Origin of the sequence: Gallalistipes aquisgranensis, from assembly GCF_014982715.1 — a bacterium.
Classification (GTDB): Bacteria; Bacteroidota; Bacteroidia; order Bacteroidales; family Rikenellaceae; genus Gallalistipes; species Gallalistipes aquisgranensis.
Map to the genome: position 1 here is coordinate 51,410 of NZ_JADCJY010000002.1, position 25,160 is coordinate 76,569.

General features: G+C 61.5%; 18 protein-coding genes and 1 riboswitch. Of the genes, 12 read left to right on the forward strand and 6 right to left on the reverse strand.

Going from position 1 to position 25,160, the window contains the following annotated elements; all coding sequences use genetic code 11:
- Window positions 1-80 precede the first annotated feature (80 nt).
- The gene (locus INF32_RS09565) at window positions 81-1,196 is read right to left on the reverse strand and encodes a DEAD/DEAH box helicase (RefSeq protein WP_226388645.1); all 1,116 of its coding nucleotides are present in this window, start codon (window positions 1,194-1,196) and stop codon (window positions 81-83) included.
- Between the two features lie 181 nt (window positions 1,197-1,377).
- Window positions 1,378-1,475: riboswitch (TPP riboswitch) on the forward strand.
- Between the two features lie 69 nt (window positions 1,476-1,544).
- Here INF32_RS09565 and INF32_RS09570 point away from each other — a divergent pair.
- The 5 genes from INF32_RS09570 (at window position 1,545) to INF32_RS09590 (ending at window position 8,099) form a co-directional block, all read left to right on the forward strand.
- Window positions 1,545-2,321 (forward strand): sulfide-dependent adenosine diphosphate thiazole synthase, encoded by a 777-nt coding sequence (locus tag INF32_RS09570; RefSeq protein WP_226388179.1) that lies wholly within the window; start codon window positions 1,545-1,547, stop codon window positions 2,319-2,321.
- Between the two features lie 8 nt (window positions 2,322-2,329).
- Window positions 2,330-2,950, forward strand: a complete 621-nt coding sequence (gene thiE / locus INF32_RS09575) for a thiamine phosphate synthase (protein ID WP_226388180.1) — start codon at window positions 2,330-2,332, stop codon at window positions 2,948-2,950.
- Window positions 2,951-3,071: 121 nt separating this feature from the next.
- Entirely contained in the window at window positions 3,072-4,655 is a 1,584-nt protein-coding gene (locus tag INF32_RS09580) for a glycoside hydrolase family 28 protein (protein ID WP_226388181.1), read from the forward strand.
- Window positions 4,656-4,716: 61 nt separating this feature from the next.
- Window positions 4,717-7,062: a ribonuclease R gene (rnr, locus tag INF32_RS09585; RefSeq protein WP_226388182.1), complete on the forward strand. Its 2,346-nt coding sequence runs from the start codon at window positions 4,717-4,719 to the stop codon at window positions 7,060-7,062.
- A 374-nt stretch (window positions 7,063-7,436) separates the two neighbouring features.
- Window positions 7,437-8,099, forward strand: coding sequence for a hypothetical protein (locus INF32_RS09590; RefSeq protein WP_226388183.1), 663 nt, complete (start codon window positions 7,437-7,439; stop codon window positions 8,097-8,099).
- A 63-nt stretch (window positions 8,100-8,162) separates the two neighbouring features.
- Here the strand turns inward: INF32_RS09590 and INF32_RS09595 are convergent, their stop codons facing one another.
- The 4 genes from INF32_RS09595 to INF32_RS09610 form a co-directional block, all read right to left on the reverse strand.
- Window positions 8,163-10,022, reverse strand: coding sequence for a biotin/lipoyl-containing protein (locus INF32_RS09595; RefSeq protein ID WP_226388184.1), 1,860 nt, complete (start codon window positions 10,020-10,022; stop codon window positions 8,163-8,165).
- 428 nt (window positions 10,023-10,450) lie between these two features.
- Window positions 10,451-11,878 (reverse strand): sialate O-acetylesterase, encoded by a 1,428-nt coding sequence (locus tag INF32_RS09600; protein ID WP_226388185.1) that lies wholly within the window; start codon window positions 11,876-11,878, stop codon window positions 10,451-10,453.
- A 24-nt stretch (window positions 11,879-11,902) separates the two neighbouring features.
- Complete coding sequence (locus INF32_RS09605) at window positions 11,903-13,198, reverse strand: aspartate kinase (RefSeq protein ID WP_226388186.1); 1,296 nt, start codon at window positions 13,196-13,198, stop codon at window positions 11,903-11,905.
- Between the two features lie 52 nt (window positions 13,199-13,250).
- A complete protein-coding gene (locus INF32_RS09610; RefSeq protein WP_226388187.1) occupies window positions 13,251-15,395 on the reverse strand; it encodes a prolyl oligopeptidase family serine peptidase in 2,145 nt (714 codons plus the stop codon).
- Between the two features lie 179 nt (window positions 15,396-15,574).
- Here INF32_RS09610 and INF32_RS09615 point away from each other — a divergent pair, with 179 nt between their 5' ends.
- The 5 genes from INF32_RS09615 (at window position 15,575) to INF32_RS09635 (ending at window position 22,607) form a co-directional block, all read left to right on the forward strand.
- On the forward strand, window positions 15,575-16,399 hold the full coding sequence (locus tag INF32_RS09615) for a 2,3,4,5-tetrahydropyridine-2,6-dicarboxylate N-succinyltransferase (protein ID WP_226388188.1): 825 nt from the start codon (window positions 15,575-15,577) through the stop codon (window positions 16,397-16,399).
- A 15-nt stretch (window positions 16,400-16,414) separates the two neighbouring features.
- Window positions 16,415-19,267 (forward strand): PCMD domain-containing protein, encoded by a 2,853-nt coding sequence (locus tag INF32_RS09620; RefSeq protein ID WP_226388189.1) that lies wholly within the window; start codon window positions 16,415-16,417, stop codon window positions 19,265-19,267.
- A gap of 4 nt (window positions 19,268-19,271) precedes the next feature.
- The gene (locus INF32_RS09625) at window positions 19,272-20,039 is read left to right on the forward strand and encodes an outer membrane beta-barrel protein (protein ID WP_226388190.1); all 768 of its coding nucleotides are present in this window, start codon (window positions 19,272-19,274) and stop codon (window positions 20,037-20,039) included.
- An 80-nt stretch (window positions 20,040-20,119) separates the two neighbouring features.
- Complete coding sequence (locus INF32_RS09630) at window positions 20,120-21,823, forward strand: Na/Pi cotransporter family protein (protein ID WP_226388191.1); 1,704 nt, start codon at window positions 20,120-20,122, stop codon at window positions 21,821-21,823.
- On the forward strand, window positions 21,816-22,607 hold the full coding sequence (locus INF32_RS09635) for a biotin--[acetyl-CoA-carboxylase] ligase (protein WP_317172710.1): 792 nt from the start codon (window positions 21,816-21,818) through the stop codon (window positions 22,605-22,607). The genes INF32_RS09630 and INF32_RS09635 overlap by 8 nt, the downstream gene beginning before the upstream one ends.
- A 7-nt stretch (window positions 22,608-22,614) precedes the next feature.
- Here INF32_RS09635 and rpiB read toward each other — a convergent pair whose 3' ends face one another.
- Complete coding sequence (gene rpiB, locus INF32_RS09640) at window positions 22,615-23,091, reverse strand: ribose 5-phosphate isomerase B (RefSeq protein WP_226388192.1); 477 nt, start codon at window positions 23,089-23,091, stop codon at window positions 22,615-22,617.
- 100 nt (window positions 23,092-23,191) lie between these two features.
- On the opposite strand from rpiB, the gene INF32_RS09645 reads away from it, so the two are divergent.
- The gene (locus INF32_RS09645; protein WP_226388193.1) at window positions 23,192-23,725 is read left to right on the forward strand and encodes an RNA polymerase sigma factor; all 534 of its coding nucleotides are present in this window, start codon (window positions 23,192-23,194) and stop codon (window positions 23,723-23,725) included.
- Window positions 23,726-23,731: 6 nt separating this feature from the next.
- Window positions 23,732-25,120 (forward strand): porin family protein, encoded by a 1,389-nt coding sequence (locus tag INF32_RS09650; RefSeq protein WP_226388194.1) that lies wholly within the window; start codon window positions 23,732-23,734, stop codon window positions 25,118-25,120.
- The last annotated feature ends 40 nt before the right edge of the window (window positions 25,121-25,160 follow it).

The window sequence follows — 25,160 nt, forward strand, 5'->3', positions numbered from 1 at the left end:
CCCTGTCATAAAAAAACGACCCCAAAAGGTCGTTTTTCATGATTCCGGTCCTGCGGCGGGGGAAGAGCCGCGGCCAACCGCTATGCCTGCATCTCGGGAATCGTCTTCCCGATCAGCTTCTGAATCTCACGCAGCAGGGGGCGCTCCTCTTCCGAACAGAACGAAACCGCCACCCCGTCGTTTCCGGCCCGGCCCGTGCGGCCGATACGGTGCACGTAAGTCTCCGGCACTTCCGGCAGATCGTAGTTCACCACCCGCTCCAGCCGGTCGATGTCGATGCCCCGCGCAGCGATGTCGGTCGCCACCAGCACCCGGGTCTTGTGGGCCTTGAAATTGCCCAGCGCACGCTGGCGGGCCACCTGCGTCTTGTTGCCGTGGATCGCCTCGCTGCGGATTCCCGCCTTGGTCAGGAACCGGGCGATCTTGTCGGCCCCGTACTTCGTGCGGGAAAAGACCAGCACGGAGTCGCTCCTGTCCTCCTGCAACAGATGGATGAGCTGCTCCTTCTTCTCCTTTTTCTCCACGAAGCAGACCGACTGCCGGATCACGTCCACCGTCGAGGCGGGAGGCGCCACCTCCACCTTCACGGGCTTGTAGAGAATGGAGCGCGAGAGCGAGGCGATGGCCGGCGGCAGGGTGGCCGAAAAGAAAAGGGTCTGTTTCCTTTTGGGCAGCATCGGCAGTATCCGTTTGATGTCGTGGATAAACCCCATGTCCAGCATCCGGTCGGCCTCGTCCAGCACGAAATAGCGCACCGCATCGAGCGAAACGAAGCCCTGTGCCGCCAGATCGAGCAGCCGTCCCGGCGTGGCGATCAGCACGTCCACACCTTTAGCCAGCGCTTCGGTCTGCGGACGCTGGTTCACCCCGCCGAAAATCACGCAGTGGCGCAGCGGGGTGTGACGGGCATAATCGGTGAAACACTCCCCGATCTGGATGGCCAGTTCGCGGGTCGGGGTCAGGATCAGCGACTGTATCTTGCGGGGCGAGGGAATCCGTTCCCGGCAGATATGCTGGATGATGGGCAGGGCGAAAGCCGCCGTCTTGCCCGTTCCCGTCTGGGCGCACCCGAACAGATCGCGGCCTTCGAGTGCCACGGGAATGGCTTTTTCCTGGATGGGAGTGGGAGTAACGTAACCTTTTTCGGCAAGAGCCCGCAACACGGGTTCCGCAATATTCAATTCTTCAAATGTCATAATGATAAGAGGCCGCATCATAAGGCAGCCGTTTTTTTAAATTCGACTCAACTGCAAGGAAAGTGCGGGAGAAGGGGCCTGATTCACGGCGCCGCAGAAGACTTTGCCCGACAAAGATACGACAATTTACCGGAATCGCAACCGAAGCGTTGATTATTCCGCGAATAATCGTTACTTTTGGCCCGACACACAGGGGTGGCCGCCTCCGGGCAGTCTGAGATCATACCCATTGAACCTGATGCGGGTAATGCCGCCGTAGGAAGAAAGAGAGTCTTTTCCCGGAAGACCCGCGCACAGCCGCGCCCCGTGTGATTTACCGTTTACCATCAACCAAAACGTTAAACCGACATGGAAAGAGTCGTATCCGCGGGAATCATAGATTCCTATTTCAGCAAACTCAAATCGAACCTCAGCCTCGACGCCGCCATCGTGGGCGGCGGTCCCTCGGGACTGGTGGCCGCCTACTACCTGGCCAAAATGGGGCGCAAGGTGGCCCTCTTCGAACGCAAACTGGCCCCCGGCGGCGGCATGTGGGGCGGCGCCATGATGTTCAACCAGATCATGGTGCAGCAGGAGGCCGTCTTCATCCTCGACGAGCTGGGCATCCGCCACGAACCCTACGGCGAAGGCTACTGCACGGTCGACTCCGTCCACTCCACCTCGGCCCTGATCTACAAGGCCACGCAGGCCGGCGCCACCGTCTTCAATTGTTTTTCGGTGGAGGACGTCGTTTTCCAGGACAACGCCGTGCGCGGACTGGTGGTGAACTGGGCCCCCGTACACCGCGAAGGACTGCACGTCGATCCGCTGGTCATCATGGCCGGAGCCGTGCTCGAAGGCACGGGCCACGACTGCGAGGTGTGCCGGCTGGTGGCCCGCAAGAACGGCATCCGCCTCGACACCCCCTCGGGCGAAGTGATGGGCGAGCGCTCGCTTTCGATCGAACTGGGCGAAAAGACCACCGTGGAGAACACCAAGCAGGTCTATCCCGGCCTCTACGTTTCGGGCATGGCGGCCAACGGCGTGAGCGGCAGCTTCCGCATGGGTCCCATCTTCGGCGGCATGCTCCTCTCGGGCAAGAAAGCGGCCGAAATGATCGCCGCCGACCTCGACCGCCGCAAATAATGTCGGCCGTGAAAGATTTCGGACTCTACGTCATCATCACCCGTCCCGTCCTCCCCTACGAACGGATCGCCGAGATCTGCGCGGAGGAGGGCGTCCGGATGCTCCAGCTGCGCGAAAAGCATCTTCCCGACCGGGAGATGCTCGCCGTCTGCCGGCGGCTGGCCGCGGTCACCCGGGGCAGCGGCACGAAACTGATCGTGGACGACCGGGCCGACATCGCCCTGCTGGGCGGGGCGGACGGAGTACATCTGGGACAGACCGACCTGACCCTGGAAGAGGCACGGCGCATCGTCGGTCCCGGCCGCATCATCGGCCTCTCCACCCACTCCCTCGCCCAGGCCCGCGAAGCGATCGCCCAAAGCCCCGACTACATCGGGTTCGGCCCCGTCTACCCCACGCCGACCAAAGCGATACCCGATCCCACGGTCGGCACACAGCTGCTCCGCGAAGCGGTAGCCCTCTCCCCGGTGCCCGTGGTGGCGATCGGGGGAATCGACGCCGGCAACCTGCACACCGTCACCGCCGCCGGAGCCCGCAACCTCTGCTGCGTGCGTTACCTGATGGAAAGCCCCGACCTGCGGGACCGCATCCGCGAACTCCGGAGGCTGATGGACGGAGCGGCCGGATAGAGGGCTGTTCCCCGCTCCGGCGGGAAGAACCGCCGTCCGAGCTTTTCCGATAAAAATCTCCGCACAGACAGGCGGAGATTTTTATTTTTTCCCTACCTTAGAGATTCAAAACTACCCTGCCATGAAAAAACTGCTGTTCACCCTGCTGCTCTTTGCCGCCTGCGGTTCGCAGGCCGAAGACGGCGGAACGTCCCCGGCTCCCGGGACCAAGGAGTACGACATCACCGATTTCGGAGCCTCCGGCGACGGCACGACGCTCTCGACCGGCGCGATCCAGCGTGCGATCGACCGCTGTTCGGCCGAAGGCGGCGGAACGGTCTGCATACCGCGCGGACGTTTCCTCTCCGGAACGCTCCAACTGAAAAGCGGCGTCACGCTCCACCTGGCGGAAGGAGCCATTCTGCTCGGCAGCACGAAGATGGAAGACTACACCCCGTCCAACCTGATCCGGGCCAAACAGGCCGACGACATCGGCATCACCGGTCCCGGCACAATCGACGGGCAGGGCTCCCATTTCTGGTACCGCAAGCCCACGGGCCACTACGACCACCTGCCGGAGCGTCCCGGCTGCATGGTCTACCTCGAAGACTGCCGCAACGTCCGCGTCGAGAATGTCCGCCTGCAGAACTCCGAGAGCTGGACGCTGCACCTGCTGGGCTGCACCGGGGCCACGGTCCGGAGAGTCACCGTCCGCAACCCGCTCCACGGGCCCAACACCGACGGGATCGACATCCAGGCGTCCAGCGACGTGCATGTCTCGGAGTGCGACATCTACACCGGCGACGACGCCATCGTCCTGAAGCACCGCCACTCGAAATACTACGACCGCATCTGCGAAAACGTCACCGTTACCGGCTGCGTCCTCACCACGACCTGCAACGCACTGAAAATCGGAACGGAAACCCTCGGCGAATTCCGGAACATCACCTTCCGCGACTGTACGGTGCGCGCCGTCGGACCCGATGACTCGCTGGCCCGCATACGGCTCGAAGCCGGCCTGCCCGCACGGGCCATTTCGGGTATTTCGGTCGAAAGCGTGGACGGGTCGCACATCCGGGACGTCCGTTTCGACAACATCGAGATGGAAGAGGTACGCGCCCCGATCTTCGTGCGGCTGGCCAACCGGGGCGCGGGCGACCGGAAGGGACGGCCCAAAGTGCCCGGTTCGATCCGGAACGTCACCATCTCCCGCGTCAGCGCCGGTTCCGCCTGGTACGCCTCGTCCATTACGGCCATCCCGGGCTATGCCGTGGAGGAGGTAACCCTCTCCGACATCCGGATCACGACGGCCGGCGGGGGCGACGAGGCCCTGGCCGAAAAGAGCGTCGACGAGCGGATCGAATCCTACCCCGACGCCCACATGTGGAAGGAGCTGCCCGCCTCGGCCCTCTACGTCCGCCATGCCCGGGGAATCGGGTTCGACGGCATACGGATTTCGCTGGAGGGAACCGACAGGCGGCCCGTCCTGATCTGCGACGACGTGCGCGACTTCCGGATGGAGGGGCTGAAGGCGGACGACCGCTCCGAAGGCGAAGCCCTCATCCGGCTCCAGGAGACGAAGGGAGCCCTTTTCGGTCCGATCGACACCGAATCGCCCTGCCCTTACCTGTTCGACCTGCGCGGAACGGGCTGCACGGACATCCGCACGGAGTGCCCCTCCTCCCGGATCAAGGGGCCGGCCGGAACCACCCCCGCACAGATTTAACGGTAAATGAACGGTTATTCCCGTTTAATTGCGTAGCTTTGCAGAGAATTAATAGAAATATATGACGAAGAAAGTATCCAAAAAACAGACGAAACTGGGACGGAAGATCGGAACCGGCGCCGAACGGGCGGGGGTCATCGCCGACCTGTTCCGCTCGTTCCCCTCAAAAAAATACACGATCAAGAATCTGGCCGCCGCCATCGGCAGCAGCGACCGCGAAGGGCGGCAGTTCGCCCGCGAGGTGGTCGACACGCTGATCCACCAGGGCATGGTGGAGGAGGTGATGGACGGCAAGTACCGCCTCCGGGCCAATCTCAACCGGGAAACCTACGAAGGTGTGGTCGACATGCTCGCCTCGGGCTCGATGTATGTGACCGTGGAGGGGCTCGACCACGACGTATTCATCACCTCGCGCCACGCGGCCCACGCCCTCCACGGCGACCGCGTGAAACTCATCATCACCCGCACGGGCAAGGGCGGCGTCCCCGAAGGGGAGATCCTCGAGGTTCTCCAGCGCACCGACCGCAACTATGTGGGCGTGGTGGAACTCTCGCCGGGCTTCGCCTTCGTGAAGGTCGACTCGCGCAAGGTCCCCGTAGACATTTTCGTCCCGCTGAAAGAGGGACATCCCTACAAGAACGGACAGAAGGTGCTGGTGCACATCACCGAATGGCCCGAAACGATGAAGAGCCCCCGGGGCGAAATCCTCGACGTATTCGGGCAGAGCGGCGACAACAACGCCGAAATGCACGCCATCCTGGCCGAATTCGACCTCCCCTACAAATTCGACGAAGAGGTGGAGAAGGCGGCCGAGGCGATCCCCGACCGCATCACCGAACAGGACTACAAGGAGCGGCGCGATTTCCGCAGCGTCACCACGTTCACCATCGACCCGGCCGATGCCAAGGACTTCGACGACGCCCTTTCGATCCGCCCGCTGGGCGAAGGGAAATGGGAGGTGGGCGTCCACATCGCCGACGTCACCCACTACGTCACGGAGGGTTCCGTGGTGGACACCGAGGGCGAAAACCGGGCCACGTCGGTCTACCTGGTCGACCGCACGGTACCCATGCTGCCCGAACACCTCTCGAACGGACTCTGCTCCCTGCGTCCGAACGAGGAGAAACTCTGCTTCTCGGCGGTCTTCGAACTGGACGGCGAGGCGCAGGTCTCCCGACAGTGGTTCGGCCGCACGGTCATCCTCTCCGACCGCCGGTTCACCTACGCCGAAGCGCAGGAGATCATCGAGGGGAAGAACCAGACCGACCCGCTGCGGGACGAGGTGCTGGCCCTCAACGCCCTGGCCCGGAAACTGCGGGCCGAACGCTTCCGCCACGGTTCGATCAGCTTCGAACGCGAGGAGGCCAAATTCGAATTGGACGAAAACGGCAAACCGCTGGGAGTCTACTTCAAGGAGCAGAAGGAGTCGAATCAGCTGATCGAGGAGTTCATGCTGCTGGCCAACCGCAAGGTGGCCGAATTCATCGGCAAGAAACGGGGCCCCGGCGCCAACGCCGAACGCACGTTCGTCTACCGGGTGCACGACAAGCCCAACAGCGACAAGCTGGCCCGCTTCAGCAGCTTCATCACCCGTTTCGGATACAAATTCCAGGCGCAGGAGGGCAAGGCCATCGCCAGGGAGATGAACCGTCTGATGGACCAGATCAAAGGCAAAAGCGAGGAGAACGTCATCTCCACGCTGGCCGTGCGCACCATGGCCAAAGCCACCTATACCACCGACAACATCGGCCACTACGGCCTGGCGTTCGACTACTACACGCACTTCACCTCGCCCATCCGCCGCTATCCCGACATGATGGTCCACCGCCTGCTGGCCCGCTATCTGGCCGGAGGCGCTTCGGCCGACAAGGAGTATTACGAACGCCTGTGCGAACACTCCTCCGACATGGAGGTCCGCGCGGCCGAGGCGGAACGCGCATCCGTCAAATACAAGATGGTGGAGTTCATGCTCGACAAACTGGGCCAGACGTTCGACGGTCACATCTCGGGCATCACCGACTGGGGTATCTACGTCGAACTGAACGACACCCACATCGAGGGCATGGTGGCCCTGCGGGAGATGAACGACGACTTCTACACCTTCGACGAAAACTCCTACTGCGTGACGGGCAACCGCACGGGCCGCACCTTCACTCTCGGCGACGAAGTGCAGATCCGCGTCCTGCGCGCCGACCTGGCACGCAAACAGCTCGACTTCGAACTGGTCGCCTCCTACGACTTCGACACCCACGAGGCAACGCCGCTGGGAACCGCCGATCCCCAGGCGAACCAAAACCCGGCGGAGGTCTATTCCACGCGCGGCCGTTCCGGTGGAAAACCCGGAAAGGGCAGCCGCAGAACGGAGAAAGGCGGCAAAGGCAAAAAAAGCCGCGGCAAGAGGAAATAATTCCGATACCGGACATACCAAAATAGGGAAGCGCCCATGCATGGCGCTTCCCTATTTTTATACACCCCGCTTCCATGCTTCCACCCTATCCGTTGAATCCTCCAGGCATATCCGGCGGCCGGGCTTCCCCGCACTGTATATACGGGGAAGCCCTGTGCCGACGACAACGGCCTTCCTGCCCGTAAAAGAATCGCCCCGCAACACGACACGGAGCGTGGGAGCCCGATACTCTCCGTTTTGACTTTCAATCTCCCAAAGGCGCGATCCGGTTTCGGACCGCACCTGTCTCAATACGCGACATTTCTCCGCAAATATTTTGAATTCCGCTATAAATCAATTACATTTACAATAGCGCTTTTCTAAACCACACGCCTATGAAACTCTTTATCCCCTTTGCCATCACAGGAGCCGTGCTGCTGCTCGCCTCCTGCCACCGCTCCCCGCAGTCCGTCCCGGAGAAGATGAACCCCGCAGTAATCCTGACCGTCAACGAAGGGGAACAACTCGATCCGGACCAGATCGAAGAGCGCGTACGCCTCTGCAAGCTGCTCAAACCGGTCGTCCGGGGCGACACATTAGCGCTCGATCAATCGGCAGAGGCGTTGGCAACAGCGGGCGTAGCCCCCGTCTATTCGCAGTATATGAACGAAGTCCTGCTCCTGCTGAACCGTTATATTCCTCTGATCCCGACCGAACTCAGGGAAATCGTATCCGAGATGGCAAACCAGGATGCGGAACGGAATGTACTCACCGGACTTTGCCGTGAAAACAAGGAAAACGGGCTTTACGAACCGGGGATCAGCCGCGAAGAAGCATTGCAGGCCGGAATAAGCGCTGCCGCATACGATACATACGTGCAGGAGCTGCAACGGCACAACGAAACGGCGGCAGCGCCGAATGGCATCGAAAACGAAACGATCTCCGTACAGTCGCCGGTGATGCTGCCCCTTTCGGTCTTTGTAGTGGCCCTTCCTCCCGAACTCTCCGACCGACTGATCGGAGAGTTCGACCGACTGAACCTGAATTACCTGCAATAGCACACCCCCGAATAAAAAAAGAGCGAACCTCGGTTCGCTCTTTTTTGCCCAAAACAAGACAGCCTACTTTCCGATCTCGATCAGCGGGGCATCCACAGCCACATTATCGCCTTCGCCGACAAGAATCTGTTTCACCACTCCCTCGTAAGCCGACTGGATGCTGTTCTCCATCTTCATCGCCTCGAGCAGCAGCACCTCCTGCCCCCGTTTCACCGGATCGCCCGGTTTCACCAGTACTTTCAGCACCTTTCCCGGCATCGGCGCGGCGATCACATCGCCCGTAATGGGCACCGTCGCCGGCTTCTCCCTCTCCGGAACCGGAGCCTCCACGACCTTTTCCTTGCCGGCCGCCGCCTTGCAGCGGGCCTCCTTACCCTCGCGCAGGAACTTCGAAGCCACCAGCGGGAAGAGTTCCAGCAACAGCACCTCCTTCTCGTCGGCGGCCAGCTTCACCCCGCCGCACTCGGGCAGCTCGGGATTGGGCTGCATCCTGTACTGCGACATGTCGTAGGGAGTCTCCCGCTCCACACCCGCGATCTTCAGCCGGAATTTCGGATCGACCGGCACCGGCGTATGGCCGTATTCGCCCTTGACCAGATTCACGAACTGGTTCGACACGTTCGAATACATCGGTTTGCCGTTCTTCAGATCGAGCGCGCAGTTCACGGCCTGTGCCCCCACGATCTGGCTGGTGGGGGTCACCAGCGGCGGCAGGCCGGCATCGAGCCGTACCCTCGGGATGAGCTCCATCGCCTTCTCCAGAATATCCTCGGCCTTGAGCTGCTTGAGCTGGGCCACCATGTTGGTGTACATGCCGCCCGGTATCTCCGCCTTCTGCACCAGCAGGTTCGGCTTCGGGAAACCGAAATAGCGTTCGATGGCATGGCAGGCCTCCAGCAGAGCGGCTTCGTCGCCCCGGTTCACCGCATCGACCGCCGTGTCGAACTGCCTGTCCACGTCGTCCGGCAACTCGTCCTTCAGCGGATTGAACGGATTGGGGAACTGTTTCACCGTATCGTAAGCGGCCAATTCCTTGCGGATCTCGTACAGTTCGGCGTTGATCTTGGCCACGGCCTCCATGTCGATGTCGAGTTCCACGTCCATCTTCTTACAGAACAGGTAGATCAGTTCGATGGCCGGAGCGGCGGGCCCTTCGGCGAAATACCAGATATTGGTGTCCACAACATCCGCCCCGCTGGCGATGGCCGACACCACCGAAGCCAGTCCGTAACCCGGCGTGCAATGGGTATGGAAATCGACCGGGACACTCAGGTTGCTCTTGAACAGCTTCACCAGACCGGCCACCCGTTTCGGGGGAATCAGTCCGCTCATGTCCTTGATCGTAATCATATCGGCACCCAGCGCGGCCATCTGCCGGGCCTTGTCGAGGAAATAGGCGTCGGTAAAGACGGGCCCCGGCAGTTTCCTGCCCCGAAGCATCGCCTTGAAACGCTCCCCGGCCGTAAAGTGCGGATCGACCGTATAGCAGACGGCACAATCGGCGATCCCGCCGTATTTCTTGATGAACTTGACCGTGGATTTCACGTTGTCCACGTCGTTCAGCGCATCGAATATGCGCATGATGCCCAGCCCCGAGGCGATCGAATTGCGGCAGAACCCCTCGATGATCTCGTCGCTGTACGGACTGTACCCGAACAGGTTCCGCCCGCGCGAAAGGGCCGTCAGTTTCGAGACGTCGCCCACGGCCGCCTTGATCTTCTCCAGACGGTCCCACGGATTCTCACCCAGATAGCGCATCACGGAGTCGGGCACGGCTCCGCCCCACACCTCCATCGCATAAAATCCGGCATCCTTGTAGAAAGGAAGCACCCGGTCGACCTGCTGCTGCGTCATGCGCGTCGCAAAGGAGGATTGCTGCCCGTCCCTGAGCGTCAAATCCCTGATCAAAAGTTTACGTGCCATATACTCCACCGTTTTAGCGTGAAACCGGAACCCCCGGTCACTGTTATTCTGCTAACAAATATAATAATATATTGATACCGTTCTCATTTTATCCGAAAAATTTTTCTCATCCCCGGATTTTGCCGTTCGAAATCGCAACACGATATTAAATATTGAACACACGTCATCTTTTATAAACATGAAATCGCATTCCGCCACTTTTTCCCAATCCGGGAGTGCGCCGGTCCCCCGCCGGCAAGAACAAAAACCGCACCGCCCCCGCCGTTCCCCGCCCGAACGGGAAGGCGCCGGACAGAGAAGTCGTCCGAAAAAGCAATCGTCCGCCCTCTCCTCTCCAACGCATCCGCCCCGGCACAGTCTCGCTGTACCGGGGCGGATTCCATACGCGGAGAGCCGACGGACAGTCGCCCCCCGGATAAAACGCGGCCCTACCGGATGTCGTCCCAGTCGTCCGTACGGAACGGGAAGACGGGCTGCCCGTAGTGGTTGCTGAGGTTCGCCCCCGGTGTGAAAGCCCGGAAAGCATAGCGCACGGCCACCGGCTCGGGCACCTTGTCCGACCATACCTGCACCATCTGTTTCCGGTTTACCACGCAGGCCTCGGCCGGATAGAACTTTCTGTCGGCACCGGCAATTTCGAACCCTTCCAGCGGCATCAGCATCTTGCCTACGCCCTGCGTGGCACTGCCGTCGAAAGAGACGATCGCCTTCCCTTTTTCGAACGACACCGATTTGTAGATCGGGCCGGTCGGGGGAATATCGCTCATCCCGTAGGTTTTCGAAAGGGCGAGCAGCGCCAGACGCTGCCCCACGGGCTCCTTGCGGCCGGGATGGATACACTTCTCCTCACCCAGGTCGGTGGTGCCGACGATTCCCGAGTTCGGGATCAGCGACTGGGCCTTCACCTGCGCTTCGACGAACAGGGCGGCCGGAGTTCCCTCCTTATACCCGTAGGGTGCGATCTGCACATAGTAGAACGGCATGTCGGGATTTCCCCACTTCTCGCGCCAGAGCTCCACCATGGCCGCCTGCATCTGCGGATAGAGCTTGTAGTGCGCACGGCTCGACTCGCCCTGGTACCAGAGGAATCCGCGGGCGGTGTAGTTGGTCAGCGGTGCGATCATGCCGTAATAGAACAGCGTGGGTACGTCCTGCGGACGGGGATTGTCGAGACGGATGGAGTCGCGCTTGAAAGGGGGCAGTTTGTCGAGCGTGGGCTTGTCCATCCAGCACTCGATACGGGAACCTCCGTAACTGGCGGTGATGATCCCCACCGGAACGCCGCCCAGTGCATCGGTCAGGTGACGGGCGAAGAAATAGGCCACGGCACTGAACATCCCCACGCACCCCGGCGAAGAGACCTCCCATTCGCCCGTACAATCCTGCCTGGGCTCCAGAGCCCTGCCCGATTTCACCCAGAAACTGCGTATCTGGGGATACCTTCCGGAGGAGAGGACCGTCTCGGCGGTATTCTCCATGTGCTGGTTGATCGAACCGCGCACCCGGTACTGCATGTTGGACTGCCCGGAGCAGACCCACACTTCGCCGATCATCACATTCCTGAGCGTGACGGTCTCCCCCTCCCGGATGTCGATCGTGTAGGGACCGCCCCATGCGGGGGTCTTCACCTTCACCAGCCATCCGCCGTCTCCGGCCGCCGTAGCCGTGTAGCTCGCCCCGTCCCACGAGGTGGTGACGGTCACCTTTCTGCCGGGATCGGCCCAGCCCCAGAGGTTCGCATCGCTTCTCTGCTGGAGCACCATGCCGTCGCCCATCAGGGCGGGCAGTTTCACTTTGGCCCCGAGGCCCGTAGCCGCCGCGCAGAAAAGCACGGCGAGCATCAGTTTCTTCATCATTTCAGTTCGTTTTAAGGATTATCGTCAGTAAATATTGGTCTGCGGACGCCACGGGAACGTGCGGCGAACGATCCGCACCATCTTGCGGGTCTTTTGGATCAGGTAGGCATTACTGCTCTCCGCATACTTTTCATAGAGCGGAGGCGTGTATCCCCGGATCGTGAGCAGCTCCATGTCGGAATTGTAGACCACCCGGAACTCCTGCCGGAGCCGCTCCGCCACCTCCTTCAGATGGCGGGAAGCATCCACGCAGACGCTCAGGTTCACGGCCGAACTCTGGATCAGGTTGGTCCGGATACGATATTGTTCGAGCAGAGAGAAAATATAGACCATGCGGTCTTCGATCACGAACGAAAAGTCTTTCGGCCGGATCGAAAGCAACACCTGGTTGGGCTTGAGGATCAGGATCGGCGCCTCGATGCGCCCGGTCATCTCGCCCCGGATCACGCTGCCCGGTTTCCCCCTGTCGGAAAAGGGACGCACGTAGAGCGGAATGTTCTTGTTCTGGAGCGGCTTGATCGTCTTGGGGTGGATGATCTGTGCCCCGCTGTACGCCAGTTCGATGGCATCGAGGTAGGTGAGTTCCGGGATGTAGACCGTATCGGCGAACAACTTGGGATCGGCATTGAGGATGCCCTCCACGTCCTTCCAGATCGAGAGGCTCTCCGCGTCGAGGATATTGGCCGCCACGGCCGCCGAATAGTCCGACCCTTCGCGGCCCAGCGTGGTGGGGTCGCCCGCCGCAGTGGAACCTATGAACCCCTGTCCCACGAACACGCGCACGGGAGCGCCCGCGACCGCCCGTTTCAGCAGGGGGGCCGAAAGCGGGAGATTGATATTCGCGTCCCTGTGCCGCGTGCTGGTCACGAAACAGCGGCGCATGTCGATCCAGCGATTAGGGACGCCGGCCCGTTCGAGATAGGCCGAAACGATCGTCGTGGAGATCAGCTCCCCGAAACTGACGATACGGTCGTACCAGCGGTCGTAATCGGCTTCCCGGGCCCCGCCGGAGAGCAGCACTCCCCGGGCTTCGGCATACAGCGCCTCCACCGCACCGGCGACCGCGGCGGGCACTCCCTCCGGAAAGAGGCCGGCGAGTATCTCCTCATGGTTCCGTTCGACCTGCGCGAATCCGTCCAGCGCTCCGTCGCGGTCGCCCGCCATAAAGCGTTCGAGCACCTCCTCCAGCGCATTGGTGGTCTTGCCCATGGCCGAAACCACGACGAAAAGCGGCTCCGTCTCCTCCCGGACGATGTCGCACAGATTCCTCACCCCGTCGGCCGACCGGACCGACGCTCCTCCGAACTTATATACTTTCATGGATTTTCTGAAAAATGCCTCCCGGCTTTCCGTACCAGGAGGCAACCGTTTTCTATTTTCCGAACTTCACCGGCGTACCCGTATTCCAGAACAGGAACGAATAGGTATCGGCCTGCTCTTCGATCTTCTTGGCGATCGGCTTGCCCGCACCGTGCCCGGCCTTGCTGTCGATGCGGATCAGCACCGGCTTGTCACAGGCCTGGGCGGCCTGCAGCGTAGCGGCGAACTTGAACGAATGGGCGGGCACCACCCGGTCGTCGTGGTCGGCCGTGGTGACGAGCGTGGCGGGATAGCAGGTTCCCGGTTTGATGTTATGCAGCGGGGAGTATTTGTAAATGTACCGGAACTGTTCGGGATCGTCGCTGCTGCCGTACTCCACCACCCAGCCCCAGCCTACGGTGAACTTGTGGAAACGCAGCATGTCCATCACGCCCACGGCCGGAAGCGCCACGGCAAAGAGGTCGGGCCGCTGGGTCATGCAGGCACCCACCAGCAGGCCGCCGTTCGAACCTCCGGCGATAGCCAGCTTTTCGGGCGAGGTGTAGCCGTTGGCCACGAGATACTCGGCCGCCGCGATGAAATCGTCGAACACGTTCTGCTTGTTTTCGAGCATACCGGCCCGGTGCCACTTCTCCCCGTATTCGTTGCCTCCCCGCAGGTTGGGAATGGCCACGATTCCTCCCTGCTCCATCATCAACACGTAAGCCGGACTGAACCCGGGCGTCAGGCCGATATTGAAACCGCCGTAGCCGTAAAGATAGACGGGATTCTGCCCGTTGCGCACCAAGTCCTTGCGATGGACGAGGAACATGGAGACCTGCGTACCGTCCTTGCTGGGATAGAACACCTGTTCGGTGGTGTAGAGATCGGGATCGAACGGCAGTTCGGGGCGCAGGAAGAGGGTCGATTCGCCGCTGGCCAGATCGTACCGGTAGATGGAGGCGGGAGCCGTGAAGGTCCCCATCGCATAGAAAGTCTCCGCGAATCCCTTCTTACCCGAGAAACCCCACGCGGCACCGATACCGGGCAAATCCACCTCGCGCACCAGCCTGCCTTCGGGGGTGTACTGGTACACCTTGTTCATCGCCTTTTCCAGATAGGAGGCCATCAGATACCCCCCCACCGAGCTGACGCTCTCGAGCATGGCGGAGTCTTCCGGAATCACGTCGCGGGCGCTCTTACGGGGATCGAACAGGGCCAGATTCACCTCGACCAGCTTGTAGTTGGGCGCCCCTTCGTTGGTATAGACCCACGCACGGCCGCCCTCGCACTCCACGATGGTGTAGTCCGCCCCGAAACCGGGGAACAGAACACGGAAACCGGCATCCGGACGCTTCAGGTCCTTATAGAGGATTTCCGTTCCGTGCGTCCCCTCCGAAGCGGAGACGAAGAGATAGCGCCCGTCGCCGCTCTCCTCGGCGTTGAAATAGCGCAGGGGATGCTTCGGGTCCTCGTACACCAGCACGTCCTGCGACTGGGACTGCCCCAGCACATGATAGTAGACTTTCTGGAAACGGTTCTGTCCGGAGAGCACCTCCTCCTCGGAGGGCTCGTCGTAGCGGCTGTAATAGAAGCCCCGGGAATCGGCGCCCCAGCTGGCCACGGAGAACTTCACCCAGTCGATCTCATCGGGCAGGAGCTTTTTCGTGGCGACCTCCATCACGCGGATTTTCACCCAGTCGGAACCCGATGCGGCCGCCGAATAGGAGAGATAACGGCCGTCTTCCGAGAAGGAGACGCCGACCAGCGCCACCGTTCCGTCCTCCGACAGGGTGTTCGGATCGAGGAACACCTCGGGCGTACCGTCGAGCCCCTTCTGGCAATACAGCACGCTCTGGTTCTGCAGCCCGTCGTTGCGGAACGAGAAATAGTAGTCGCCCACCTTCTCGGGCACCCCCATCTTGGGATAGTTCCAGAGCCGGGTAAGCCGCTCCTTGATCTGATTCCGGTAAGGTATTTGCGAGATATAGTCGTCGGTGACCGCATTCTCGGCGGCGACCCACTCGGCCACCTCGGCCGAACGGTCGTTCTCCATCCAGCGGTAGGGATCGGCCACACGGGTGCCGTGATAGTCGTCCACCGTGGAGTCCATGCGGGCTACGGGATAGGGTTTCGTTTTGATTTTCATATCGTTCTTGCAATTCACGCAGCCTGCGGCTACGGCTCCCAACAAAATAAAGTAAATCGCTCTTTTCATAAATGATGACAGGTTTGGTAACGGAGGCACAATATTAGAGACAAATTTACGAAAATATTTATATGTTTTATAATTAACAGTGGAATTTATCGTTTTTTTCGAGAAAATTCATACTTTTGTCCAGTTTGGGGAATTGGGCGAAACCCGTTCCGACACGAAGTAAGCAAGGAGGAAGGACCATGTACGAGGATTTGCAAAGCGAGGTGGAGAGGATATGGGAAGACCGCAGCCTGCTCGCGGCCGAAGAGAGCAAACGGACGATCCGCGAGGTGATCGACCTGCTCGACAAAGGGCTGGTGCGGACGGCGGAACCCGCCGCGGAGGGCGGCAGATGGCAGGTGAACGAGTGGGTCAAGAAAGCGGTGCTGCTCTATTTCCCGATCCAGGCCATGACCGTGGCCGAGGTGGGCATGATGGAGTACCACGACAAAATGGCCCTCAAGACCGGATACGAGAAGTCCGGCGTGCGGGTGGTCCCTCCCGCCGTGGCTCGTTACGGAGCCTACCTGGCGCCCGGCGTGGTGATGATGCCCTCCTACGTGAACATCGGCGCCCGCGTGGGCGAGGGAACGATGGTCGACACGTGGGCCACGGTAGGGTCGTGCGCCCAGATCGGCAGCTACGTCCACCTGAGCGGAGGAGTAGGGATCGGAGGCGTGCTGGAACCCGTTCAGGCAGCTCCCGTGATCGTGGAGGACCACTGCTTCATCGGGTCCCGCTGCATCGTGGTCGAGGGGGCCCACATAGGCCGCGAGGCCGTGCTGGGGGCGAACGTGGTCATCACCGGTTCGACCAGGATCATCGACGTGTCCGGACCGGAGCCCGTCCGCTACAAGGGATACGTACCGCCCCGGTCGGTGGTGATCCCCGGCACCTATGCGAAAGAGTTTCCCGCAGGGACGTTCGGCGTCCCCTGCGCACTGATTATCGGACAGAGGAAAGCCTCGACCGACACCAAGACCACGCTCAACGACGCACTGCGCACGTTCGGCGTTCCCGTCTAACTTAACGAACGGTTTATGAAAAAAATCTACCAGTCACTGTTTCTGCTGCTCGCGCTGGGTGCCGTATTCTCCTGCACCAACATCGACGAGCTGAGCGACGACAACCGGGTCTCGGGACTCGACATACTCTCCTATTCGCCCCAGACCATCGAACTGGGCGAGATCGAGATGCAGCAGGACACCTTCTACATCCCGATCGTGTACGGGAAATACGAATTCCCGCTGCGTTTCTACGCGCGGCTCAAGATCGACGTGGACATCGACAAGGTGATCGGCATCGACTTCAGCGAGGAGCAATGTCTGGAGAGCATGGACGACGTGATCCGGTTCTACGTCATGGCCCGCAGCGGACTGACCCGCACCTATTACATCAAGGCGAAGGAGATGCCCCTCGACGAGGACAACTACCTCCAGCGCACCTTCTCGGTGCTCGGCGCGACGCCCGGCGTGCGCGTCTCCGGCCGGGGCACCTACTCCACCCGGGGCGACACGCTGAAAATCTACTCCGTGGGCGGGAGTTTCCCGATCGAGGTGACGCCCGAATTCGGCATCGGAGCGGAAGCGACGTTCCGCAACTTCGACAACGGGCAGACTTCGCTCGCCTTCACCGGCCCGGAAAGCGTCCACAAGATCAAAGTCTCGTCCAAAAGCGGAGCCGAACGTATCTGGAACATCCGGATGGTCAGCCTTCCGGTAGTGAGCGGTTCGGACGGCACGAGCACCGAAGCGCAGCGGGAAGGCACCGACATCGAACCCCGCGAGTTCAGCGCCTCGCTGCCCGAAGCCGACGGGTTCGAGATCTACGAATCGCTCGTGGACAACGCCAGCGAACGGATCACCCTCACGCTGAAGGAACAGGAGTCGAAAAGCCGTGCGGCGGCCGTCGCCTTTCCCCTGAAGGTCCGCATCGCCTTCACCAGTTTCGAGGGCGTGCAGCTGCTGACGGCCGATCCGGAACGGGAATACGCCTTCCGCGACTTCGCCAACGACACCACGCTCGTCTTCGAGAGCTACGACGACACCCGCGAATTCTACATGCTCGACACGGAGAGCCAGGTGGCCCGCCACTGGAAGATATCGCTCGAGGAGTGGATCGAAGGGAATGCGGACGTACTCTCGTTCTCCTACGATTACGACGCGGCCTCCGTGAAGGTCAGCAGGCGCTGGCAGACATGGCCGCCCAAATATATCTACACCTACGCTCCGAGCATCGAACTGGACCGTTCGAATGTGGAGATATATCCCAGAAGCGCGGAAATCTTCATCAACGCGACGGCCATCGCCACCGAATTCGCTTCCGCCGGCATCTGCGACAAGGACTGGACACTCACCCTGAAAAACATCGACATCGCCCTCTCCAAGGGAGCCTCCTGCACGCTGCCCGAATTCACATGGGTATCGAACTACGAAGGGGGAATTTTCGGCGTCGGAGAGAAAGCGAACGACTGCTGGAAAGAGGAAAAGACCTTCACGGTGACGGCCGAGGACGGTACGGAAAAAACATGGTCACTGAAAATCCGGGAACCGAACAGTTTCACTCCCAGCTCCGGATGCGAACTGCTGGCGTTCGGCATCGAACGGGTCATGCCCAACTACGCGAAGATCGACGAACTGGGCACGAAGATCGACCCCGACACGCATACGGTCACGATCAAGCTGATAGAGGACGACCGGTGCTATCCGCTTTCGATCTTCCCGGCCTACACCTATTCGGATTACGCCTCGATCTCCACCCAGAACGGAGGCACGGAGCCGCTGGTGTTCGAAACCGACCAGTCGACGCAGACGGTGACGATCCTCGCGCAGGACAAGACCACCTCCGCGACCTGGACGGTAAAACTCCAGGCTCCGCCCAAGGAAGCGCAGGCCGATGTCACCGACTTCAAGGTGACGAGCGTCAGCCAGGGGTCCGAAATAGAGAGCGTCTCCAGGGACGACGACAAGGCCGTGATCCGGCTGAACCTCGGTTCCAAACCCGCTTTCCCGATGGAGACGGGCTATTCGATGACCCTCTCGGCAAAAGCCGCCTCAGACCTGCCGCTGCGGGGCACCCTGTCGTTCGCATCCTACACCGACGTGAAGGAGTTCGTCGTGACGGCCCAGAACGGCACGACGAAAACATGGAAGATCAAACCGGTCTACGAACCGCAGTTGGAGAACTGGACGCTGGACAAATGGGGTAAAGACTCGCAGTACGGACTGGACATTCCCCTCTCCGACGGGGTGTGGGCGACGGCCAACAACACCTTCACCTCGATGACGACCCCGACCACGGGCGTATCGGGACAGGCGGCCCACCTCGAATCCAAGAACGCCCCGATCATCAAGACGTTCGCCGCGGGATCGGTCTTCACCGGATGGTTCGACACGGGCAACGCCGCGTCGCTCGGGCTGAAGGACCCCGTGAAACTGACCCATTTCGGCGTTCCATGGGAAACCTCGGGCAAGATGCTGGGCGTCGAAGCCGACCTGTCCTACCACCCGGGCGGCGGCGCCGGCAGCGACAACGGGTCTGTCCAGCTCTATCTGATCCGCTACGACGGCTCGGCGAAGGTGGAATTCCACGGCAACAAACCCGGCACGACGACCCCGCACGAGGACAACAACGCCGTGGCTGTGGCCAGCGGGTACGCGCTGATCGGTACGCAGGCTGGCACCGGGAGCAACGGCACGGCGATCACCGTGGTGCCGGACGGGACGTGGACGCGCGTCTTCATCCCGTTCGATTACCCCGGCGGCACGGTTCCCGCCTATACGCACCTGAGCGTCTGCTTCTCGTCGAGCTACGAGGGCGACAGTTTCAAGGGCACCGTCGGCAGCACGCTGAAAGTGGACAACGTAAAGATCATTTATGCAGAGGAGGAGTAGAACGATGACACGCAACACGATTTTGAGCCTGATACTGGCCGTCTGCACGATTCCGGCCTTCGCACTCAAACCGGGCAAGGACCCCGTGAAATTCGCCGTGGGCGTACACGCCGGCATCGACATCGGGGGTGCAGTGCCCTATCCGCCCGGCAAAGCGATCGGCGGACAGAACAAGATGAGCGCCACGCCGCGCCTGACCCCGGCCCTCGGGCTTTCGTACACCACGATGTTCGACCGCCACTGGTCGGCCGTGGTGGAAAGCACCTACAAGACCGTGGCGCTGGACGCCCGCACGTGGGTCGAACAGCAGGGCATGCGCGATCCCGACGACGGCACGTGGCAGTATTTCCGCGGCCGGGCCGACGCCAGCATGTCCTTCTCGATGCTGGAAATTCCGCTCTACGTCCGGTATTCGTTCGGCGACGGCACCAACAAGGTGTTTCTGGGCGGATACTACGCGCGGGTGTTCAAGGGCAAGTTCGAAACCACGCCCGGCCCCGGCATGGCCACTCCGACACCTGGGGACGACAAGACCTGGAGCGTGGTCAACAAAGGCGACATGGGTACCCTCAACTTCGACAACGGACTGGACAAATGGGACGCCGGGATCATCGTGGGCTACGAACGCCGGATCATCAACCGGGTGAATCTCAGCGGACGGTTTTCCGCCGGTTTCAAGGACGTCTTCCGCCGGGACAGCCGGTACCTCGAATACGCCATGTTCCACATGCGCGGAACGTTGATGCTCAGTTACATGTTCATGCGAAAATAGGTGATTTAACGATTTATTAAGGGCAGGATCGGAGGATTCTGCCCTTTTTATTCGTACTTTTGCCCATTCAAACCGCTCCGATGCAGAACGTATTCATGCAGATACTCGTCATTCTGGGCTCGCTCGGGCTCTTCCTCTACGGGATGAAGTGCATGAGCGAAGCGTTGCAGAAGATGGCCGGCGTACGGATGCGCCGCATCCTGCGCACGGTGAGCGCCACCCCCCTGCGGGGCGTGGCGGTGGGGGGTATCGTCACGGCCGTGATCCAGTCGTCGAGCGCCTCGACGGTCATGATCGTGAGCTTCGTCCATGCGGGCCTGCTGACCCTCACCCAGGCGATCGGCATGATCATGGGCGCCAATATCGGCACCACGGCCACGGCCTGGATCATCGCCCTCTTCGGCTTCGAACTGGACCTGGGCATGGCAGCCCTTCCGCTGGTGGCCGTCGGGTTTCCGATGCTGGTGCTCCGGAACGAAAAATGGAAATCGGCGGGCGGTTTCATCATCGGATTCGCCCTTCTGCTGCTGGCCATCCGGTCGCTCGAAGGGGCATTCGGCACGCTCTCCGGCGACGGAGACCTGACGCACTACCTCGACCGGCAGGAAGGCGGAGGCTATCTGCCGCTGCTCTGCTTCGCGGGCATCGGCCTGCTGGTCACGGCCGTCCTCCAGTCTTCCAGCGCCACGATGGCGCTGACGCTCGTCCTGTGCGGAGGAGGCTGGATTCCGTTCGAATGCGGAGCAGCCATGATCCTCGGCGAAAACATCGGCACCACCTCCACGGCCAACATCGCCGCCATCATGACCAACACCGACGGAAAACGCACGGCCCTGGCCCACACGCTCTTCAACGTGATCGGCGTGCTGTGGGCACTGCCGCTGCTGCCGCTCGCCGTACGGGCGATCTGCGCCCTCGCCGGGACGCTGGGCACCGCCTCGCCCTGCGCCGATCCGGCCGCGGCCCCGGTCTACCTCGCCTTTTTCCACACGATGTTCAACCTGACCAATGCCCTGCTGCTGGCCGGATTCATTCCCCAGCTGGCCCGTCTCACGATCCGGCTGATCCCGGGCACCCGCGGCACACGGGGCTCCTCCCGCCTGCACTACCTGAGTTCGGCGCTGCTCTCCACGGGAGGCATCTCGATCGTACAGGCCCAGCAGGAACTGACCGGATACGCCCGCAGGACGGCCGCGATGTTCCGCGACGTGAAAGCCCTTTTCCGGGAGACCAACGGGGAGGAGTTCGGCACCATCTACCGTCGGATCGAACAGACGGAGGAGGCCAGCGACCGAACCCGCAATGAACTGTACACCTTCCTCGGCAGAGCCTCCCGGGAAGATATCGGGGCCGACGCCAAGCGGAACATCGAAACGCTGTTCCGGCTCATATCGGACGTGGAAATCCTTTCGGACTGCAATTACAGCATCGCCAAACTGCTCCGGGCCAAGAAAGAGCGCGGCATCTGGTTCGGCACCGCCATGCGCGAAGGGGCGACCCGGATGATGGAGCTGACCTGCGAAGCCTTCGAGGTGATGCTCCGCAACCTGGAAGCCGACCCGCAGAGGGCCCCCGGACTGGAAACGGCCCTGAGCATCGAGGAGAAGATCGACGCCGTCCGCTCTTCCCTGCGGGAACAGTACCTCGGAACGGGAACGGACGAGGAGAACTCCCGCCAGGCGGGCATCATCTTCGCCGACCTGATCACCCGGATCGAACAGCTGGCCGACATGGTCGTCCGCATATCGGAAGACATCACGGAACTGAAAACGAATCATGCATAACCGAACCTTATCCCACCCCGCGCCCTCTTTCCCGGCGGACATGCCCGGCGTGTTCCCCGGCACCCGGACAGTCTGCCTGTCCGTGACCCGTTCCACCAACGACGAAGCCCGCCGTCCGGAGTTCCGCCACGGCGACATCGTCCTGGCCGAAGAGCAGACGGCCGGCCGGGGCCAGCGGGGCAACTCGTGGGAGAGCCGGCCGGGCCGGAACCTGACCTTCTCGATCGTACTGGAACCCGCGTTCCTCCCGGCCGAATGCCAGTTCTACCTCTCGGAGACGATCTGCCTCGGCATCGCCGACACGCTCGAATCGGCCGGCATCGAAGCCCGCATCAAATGGCCCAACGACATCTATATCGGCGACCGCAAGGCGGCCGGCATCCTGATCGAGAACGACCTGTGCGGCACGACCCTCCGGCGCAGTATCGCCGGAATCGGGCTCAACGTCAACCAGGAGTCGTTCAGCCCGGGCCTGCCCAATCCCATCTCGCTGCATGCGGCCGCCGGACGGACATTCGACCGGAGCGCGCTGCTGACCGACCTCTGCGCGAAGGTACGCGCACGTTACCGGATGCTGGAAGAGGGCGATGTCGCCACACTGGAAAGGGACTACCACGCCCGGCTCTACCGGCTGGATACGCCCGCATGGTACGCCGCTCCCGACGGACGGAGGTTCCGGGGCACGATCCGCCGCGTGGAACCGGCCGGGGAACTGGTCGTGGAACACGGGGACGGCTCCCTGAAAAGCTATCTGTTCAAGGAGATCGAATTCATCGTCGGCTGACGACTTTCTATTTCTTCGCAGGATTTCCCGCCTCTGCGGGACAGGCGGACACGGGAATCTTCCCGATGCGGCGCGCGTGGCGCCCCCCCTCGAAAGAGGTGGCAAGGAAGGCATCCACGATCTGCACGGCTTCGGCATTGTCGATAAAGCGGGCCGGGAGCGAGCAGACGTTCGCGTCGTTGTGGCGGCGGGCCAGTTCGGCGATCTCGGGCATCCAGCACAGGGCGGCCCGGATACCCTGGTGTTTGTTGAGCGTCATGGAGATACCGTTTCCCGAACCGCAGAGCGAAATGCCGCACGGAAGCTCGCCGCGTTCGATGGCGCAGGCCAGCGGATGGGCATAATCGGGATAGTCGCAGCTCTCCTCGCTGTCGCATCCGAAATCGTAAACGTCGTAACCGAGGCTGCCGAGATACCCCACCAGGAACTCTTTCATCTGATAACCTGCATGGTCGGAGGCTATCCCAATCTTCTTACTCTCCATAAGGCCGGATCATTTAATTGTCCAAAGGTAAAAAAAATTTGCAGATGCAACAATCTTACCGTACTTTGCATCTTCTAATCAAGAAACCTGTATTCCGATTGTGACCGAGCAAGAGATCATCGAAGGATGTCGCAAGGGAAATGCATCGGCACGCCGGGAGCTCTACGAGCGGTACGGCGGGGCGATGTATGGTGTCTGCCGCCGTTACGTGAAAGACCCCGCCACGGCCGAAGACCTGCTCCACGACGGATTCATCACCCTCTACACCAAAATCGGGGAGTTCCGGGGCGAGGGCTCGTTCGAGGGGTGGTGCCGGCGGATCTTCGTCAACACGGCACTGGGATACCTCCGTAAGCGGAACCCGCTGTCGGAATCGGACCAGATCGAAGGGATGTACTCCCTGAGCGACCGGCAGGTCACGGCCGTGGAGAAGATGTCGGCCGACGAACTGCTGGAGTGTATCGGCGAGCTTCCCGAGGGCTATCGCACGATCCTCAACCTCTACGCCGTAGAGGGCTATTCCCACAAGGAGGTGGCCGAGATGATGGGGATCAGCGAAAACACCTCGCGCTCGCAATACTCCCGGGCGCGGGTGAAACTGACTGAGATCATGAAAAACAAGGAATTAATATAATATGCCATGGAAAGGGACCGATTGGACGACCTGCTCCGGCAAAAACTGAAAGAGAACCGGATGACGCCTCCCGCCGACCTGTGGTCGCGGATCGAGGCCGATCTGACGGATGTCTCCCCCCTGCGGACGGAAACGGAAAGACGCCCGGCCACGGAGAAAGAGACTTCGCGGCGGAAAACGGTTCTGTGGCGTTACGCCGCCGCGGCCAGCCTGCTGCTGGCGCTGGCCGCCAACTTCTACCTCCGCCGGCAGGAACAGCCGCTGACGGCCCTGCACACCGAACTTCCGGCTCCGGCAGGTAAGGAGACGGAAAAGAGAGCCCCCGTCGGGCTTCCGGACACCACGGCACGAACTGCCGTTCCCGTTCCGGACGCACTTCCGGACGCCGGGCCGGAAGAAGAGACACGACGTCCCGCACGGGCGATCGCCTCCCTTTCGTCGGCTTCCGCCTCCGTCCCGATGACGGCCCTCCGTTTCCCGGCAAAGGAGGAAAACACAGCAAACGCCGGTCCGGAACCCGCCGGACATGCCGCCGAAAGCCGAGCCTTCCCGAAAGACGATACGGAGTTCCCTGCGGAACGGCCCGAAAACAACTCCGAAACGGTCCGGGAAGAGCCCCCGGCCCGGGAACCGGAATGGTACAGAAATGTCCGGGAGGAAGAGGAGCGGCCCGCACGGAAACGGAAGAGGGCACGCGGCGTCTCGGCCACCCTTTACGCCGACAACCTGACGGGCGGCGACTTCAACAGCACGGGCATCGGAACGCCGCAGACACGCTCGGGCAACCTGCTGATGATGGAGAGCGTGATGCGACCCTCCGGCGACGACATCCTCATTGCGGAGGGAGAGGGCTACACATCGAAGTCGGAGACCCTCGAAAGCACCTACCGCCACCGCACCCCCGTCACATTCGGGGCGAGCGTCGGCTTCCGGCTCTCGGGGCGGTTCGCGCTGGAAACGGGCCTCCTCTACACCCACCTCCATTCGGAGACCGAGAACAAGGGCCGGTTCGACTACTACCGGGAACAGGACCTGCACTACCTGGGCATTCCCCTGTCGGCCACCTACACGCTGGTGGACAGCCGTTACCTCGACCTCTACGTCCGGGCGGGGGCGACCGCCGAAGTGCTCATTTCGGGCCGGCAGAAAGGACGGATCAGCATGGACATGGCGGGATCGAGCCGCACGGAGACCGCAGACGTGGAGTCGCACGGGCTCCAGACCTCCGTGGGAGCCGCCGCCGGTGCCATGTTCAATATCAGCCGTACGGTGGGCCTCTACGTCGAACCGGGCATCAGCCACTACTTCGAAAACAGCAACCAGCCGGCCAGCTACCGCACGGAACACCCCACGGGTTTCAACCTGCGGGCAGGTATCCGCTTTACCTTCCGGTAGCGGATTCCGGAAAATTTTGGCTATCTTGCTGCGGTTTCCC

What these genes read in the sequence shown, in the direction of transcription:
- INF32_RS09590 (WP_226388183.1), top strand. Translation starts at nt 7,437, where the DNA reads ATGAAACTCTTTATCCCCTTTGCCATCACAGGAGCCGTGCTGCTGCTC.
- INF32_RS09650 (WP_226388194.1), top strand. Translation starts at nt 23,732, where the DNA reads ATGGAAAGGGACCGATTGGACGACCTGCTCCGGCAAAAACTGAAAGAG.
- INF32_RS09630 (WP_226388191.1), top strand. Translation starts at nt 20,120, where the DNA reads ATGCAGAACGTATTCATGCAGATACTCGTCATTCTGGGCTCGCTCGGG.
- INF32_RS09635 (WP_317172710.1), top strand. Translation starts at nt 21,816, where the DNA reads ATGCATAACCGAACCTTATCCCACCCCGCGCCCTCTTTCCCGGCGGAC.
- INF32_RS09605 (WP_226388186.1), bottom strand. Translation starts at nt 13,198, where the DNA reads ATGAAAGTATATAAGTTCGGAGGAGCGTCGGTCCGGTCGGCCGACGGG.
- rpiB (WP_226388192.1), bottom strand. Translation starts at nt 23,091, where the DNA reads ATGGAGAGTAAGAAGATTGGGATAGCCTCCGACCATGCAGGTTATCAG.
- INF32_RS09610 (WP_226388187.1), bottom strand. Translation starts at nt 15,395, where the DNA reads ATGAAAAGAGCGATTTACTTTATTTTGTTGGGAGCCGTAGCCGCAGGC.
- INF32_RS09625 (WP_226388190.1), top strand. Translation starts at nt 19,272, where the DNA reads ATGACACGCAACACGATTTTGAGCCTGATACTGGCCGTCTGCACGATT.
- INF32_RS09580 (WP_226388181.1), top strand. Translation starts at nt 3,072, where the DNA reads ATGAAAAAACTGCTGTTCACCCTGCTGCTCTTTGCCGCCTGCGGTTCG.
- rnr (WP_226388182.1), top strand. Translation starts at nt 4,717, where the DNA reads ATGACGAAGAAAGTATCCAAAAAACAGACGAAACTGGGACGGAAGATC.
- INF32_RS09620 (WP_226388189.1), top strand. Translation starts at nt 16,415, where the DNA reads ATGAAAAAAATCTACCAGTCACTGTTTCTGCTGCTCGCGCTGGGTGCC.
- INF32_RS09600 (WP_226388185.1), bottom strand. Translation starts at nt 11,878, where the DNA reads ATGATGAAGAAACTGATGCTCGCCGTGCTTTTCTGCGCGGCGGCTACG.
- INF32_RS09595 (WP_226388184.1), bottom strand. Translation starts at nt 10,022, where the DNA reads ATGGCACGTAAACTTTTGATCAGGGATTTGACGCTCAGGGACGGGCAG.
- INF32_RS09570 (WP_226388179.1), top strand. Translation starts at nt 1,545, where the DNA reads ATGGAAAGAGTCGTATCCGCGGGAATCATAGATTCCTATTTCAGCAAA.
- INF32_RS09565 (WP_226388645.1), bottom strand. Translation starts at nt 1,196, where the DNA reads ATGACATTTGAAGAATTGAATATTGCGGAACCCGTGTTGCGGGCTCTT.
- INF32_RS09615 (WP_226388188.1), top strand. Translation starts at nt 15,575, where the DNA reads ATGTACGAGGATTTGCAAAGCGAGGTGGAGAGGATATGGGAAGACCGC.